Raw genomic sequence first — 1,548 nt, 5'->3', positions numbered from 1 at the left:
AGCGCATGCTCGGCCGTCGGGAACCGGAACATGAATCCGTCCTGATGCAGGCGCGCCGGCATCACGCGCTGCCCGTCCAGCAGCACCTCGGCCATCTCGCCCATCGCGATACGCAGCGGCGCGGCCGCCGTGATCAGCGAATCCATCCGAATCCCGACACACTTGTCACTCCCTCCGGTCCGATACCCGCCACTAATCTAGCACCTCGCACACGGCACCGGACGCCGTGCCCGGATACCCATCGGAAGGAGGAACCCGCCATGACGACCCATCTCACCGGAACGCGCGACGAATGGCTGGCCGCGCGCCATGCACTGCTCGACGCGGAAAAGGCGCTGACGCGGCAAAGCGACGAACTCGCGCGGCGACGCCAGGCGCTGCCCTGGGTGCGCGTCGACAAGACCTACCGGTTCGACACCGAACAAGGGCAGGCAACGCTCGACGACCTGTTTCTCGACCGTTCGCAATTGCTTGTCTATCACTTCATGTTCGGCCCCGATTACAAGGCCGGCTGCCCGTCGTGTTCGTCGATCGCCGACGGTTTCGACGGCTTCGCCGTGCACCTGGCGAACCACGACGTGACGCTCGCCGCCGTGTCGCGCGCGCCGGTCACGAAGCTGCTCGCTTACCGGCAGCGGATGGGGTGGCACTTCCCGTGGGCGTCGTCGGTCGGCAGCGATTTCAACTTCGACTTCAACGTGTCGTTCACCGAAACGCAGCAGCGCGCCGGCGATGTCGAGTACAACTACGCACGGGCCGGGCACGCGATGGACATGAATCCGCCGCCGGCGCCCGTCGTGGCGTTCGCGGCGACGTGCGGGACCGACGCGCTCACGTATTCGCTCGACCGGCCGGGGATGAGTGCGTTCGTGCGCGAGGACGGCGCGGTTTATCACACGTACTCGACCTATGCGCGCGGCCTCGACGGGCTATGGGGGATGTACCAGTGGCTCGATCGCGCGCCGCTCGGACGCAACGAGACCGGCCCGTGGTGGCGCCGTCATGACGAGTACGCACGCGGCTGAGCGCGCCGGCGACGGGCGGGGGCGGGTGATGACACGGCCGGCGACCGATGCTCCGGGGCCCGATCCGCGGGCCTTCGCGGTAGCGCTCATGGCCGTGTTCGCCGCCGCCGCGATCGCGACCGTGGCGCAGCACGTATCGATGGCCGCGATGGGCGGCGCGCCCGTCTCTGACGGCTGGATGACGTCGGCCGCCTGGCAGCGGCCGTGCGGATGGGGCGTCGGACGCACGTTCGCGGCATTCGCGGGCATGTGGGGCGCGATGACGGTGACGATGATGCTGCCGGTGCTGGCGCCGGTACTCTGGCGATACCGGCAGCGCGTCGGTCAGCAGGCGGCGGCGCGTTCGGCCGGGCTCGTCGTCGTCGCGGGTGCCGGGTATTTCGCGGTATGGATGGCGGTTGGCGCACTCGTGTTTCCGGCCGGCGCCGCCCTGACGAGCGCCGCTGCACGGCTGCCGGCGCTCGCCCGTGCGATGCCGTTCGCGGCTGGCGCGGTCGTATTGGCGGCCGGCGCCCTGCAATAA

General features: G+C 69.5%; 1 protein-coding gene and 2 pseudogenes. 2 read left to right on the top strand and 1 reads right to left on the bottom strand.

From position 1 onward, the window contains the following. Positions 1-125 (bottom strand): annotated as a pseudogene (locus G3O00_RS42550) (DUF1731 domain-containing protein); the annotation flags it as partial. Between the two features lie 135 nt (positions 126-260). Here G3O00_RS42550 and G3O00_RS42545 point away from each other — a divergent pair. Both G3O00_RS42545 and G3O00_RS42540 read left to right on the top strand, forming a co-directional pair. After that, positions 261-1,025 carry a DUF899 domain-containing protein gene (locus tag G3O00_RS42545; RefSeq protein WP_206146582.1) on the top strand — a complete coding sequence of 255 codons (765 nt, stop codon included), beginning with the start codon at positions 261-263 and terminating at the stop codon, positions 1,023-1,025. 28 nt (positions 1,026-1,053) lie between these two features. Further along, positions 1,054-1,545: pseudogene (locus G3O00_RS42540) on the top strand (DUF2182 domain-containing protein); the annotation flags it as partial. Positions 1,546-1,548 lie beyond the last annotated feature (3 nt).

The sequence above is a fragment of the Burkholderia sp. Ac-20384 genome, assembly GCF_017104605.1.
In the GTDB taxonomy this organism is placed as follows: Bacteria; Pseudomonadota; Gammaproteobacteria; order Burkholderiales; family Burkholderiaceae; genus Burkholderia; species Burkholderia lata.
This window is presented reverse-complemented; position numbering and strand designations above follow the sequence as displayed.